The following is a 1,350-nucleotide window of genomic DNA, read 5'->3' on the forward strand; positions in this document are numbered from 1 at the left end:
AACGGGCACCGTCGTCAACGGTCGTTTCACCCTTCGCGCGCCGCTTGGACAGCAGCGCGCGAACGGTGGCGTGTGGCGGGCCGATGATGGCCTGCTGCAGAGCTCATCTGTCGTCACGTTGCTGTGGGCTGATGATCGGCACGATCGCGAGGCCCTCACCCGCGCGCTCGCAGCGCTGCCTCGGCACACCCATCCCCATCTCCTGGCCGTGCGCGACGCGGGCCTCATCACCGAGGGCGCATTGAGCGACTGGGCCTGTGTGGCGGTTGATGGTTTTGAGGAAAGCCTTCACGACAGAAAGAGTGGCGCTGCCTCGCTCTCCGTCGACGAGACCCACCGACTGGCCATTCACATCTGCGAAGCGCTTGCAGGTCTGCACGAGCGCGGAGAGGTGCAGGGGGGGCTCATGCCATCTGACATCGTTCGCGCAGGCAATGATTGGAAGTTGTGCCATCTTCCGGGGATACGCGGGGGGACATGGTCTGAGCTTCCGGGTGAATCAGGCGGCGCCCACGCGGTGGCGTTCGTGGCCCCGGAGGCGCTGGGAGCCGTCGCATACGCGCCCAGCGACTTGTGGGCGCTAGGCGCTATCGTGCAATGGTGTGCTACGGGTGCTCTTCCTCACGACGGGGAAGACGTCATAAGCTGCGTTACCGCGTTGATGACCACCGAACCCCGCATCTCTGACGCGCTGCCGTCGCGCCTCGAGTCCTTCGTGCGTCGCTCTCTCGTCACCGATCCGGCGATGCGACTCACGGCCGCTGAAGGCCTGGAATTGCTGGGTCGGGCGACCTAGCCTCGCTCCCCCCGGGCCTCTCGCTCCCCCCGGGCCTCTCGCTCCCCCCGGGCCTGCTTCGCCCCTTCAGCCCTGCGGACCGCGCTCGAGCCGTCCCTCGTACCCGCGCTCGGTGGGACGGTAGAACCGCGTGCCGCTGATCTCGTCGGGCAGGTGCTGCTGTGCCACCCGTCCACCCTCGAAGTCGTGGGCGTACTTGTAACCGTCGCCGTAGCCGATCTTCTTCATGAGCGGCGTCACCGGATTGCGAAGATGCGTGGGCACATCGAGGCTGCCGTGCTTCTCGACCGCGTCGCGGGCCTCCCACAGCGCCACCGCCGCGGCGTTGCTCTTGGGGGCCGTGGCCAGGTAGATGGCGGCTTCGGTGAGCGCCAGGTCGCCCTCGGGTGATCCCATCACCTGGAAGGCCTGGAACGCCGCAACCGCCACCTGCAGGGCGCGGGGGTCGGCCAGCCCGACGTCTTCGGCGGCCATGGCGATCATGCGACGGGCGGGCACCAGCGGGTCCTCCCCCGCCTCGATGAGGCGAACGAGCCAGTAGACGGCCGCGTCCG

The 1,350-nt window shown here is 68.1% G+C and carries 1 protein-coding gene and 2 pseudogenes; 1 reads left to right on the top strand and 2 read right to left on the bottom strand.

Annotation, left to right across the window (positions count from 1 at the left end; translation table 11 throughout):
* The coding region (locus EB084_25595; GenBank protein NDD31639.1) for a hypothetical protein at positions 1–796 on the top strand (796 nt) is incomplete at its 5' end.
* On the opposite strand, the pseudogene EB084_25600 reads toward EB084_25595, so the two are convergent.
* Together EB084_25600 and EB084_25605 are read right to left on the bottom strand one after the other, a co-directional pair.
* A pseudogene (locus tag EB084_25600) lies at positions 797–880 on the bottom strand (30S ribosomal protein S5).
* A gap of 3 nt (positions 881–883) precedes the next feature.
* Positions 884–1,350 (bottom strand): annotated as a pseudogene (locus tag EB084_25605) (replication-associated recombination protein A).

The organism is Pseudomonadota bacterium (genome assembly GCA_010028905.1).
Classification (GTDB): domain Bacteria; phylum Vulcanimicrobiota; class Xenobia; order RGZZ01; family RGZZ01; genus RGZZ01.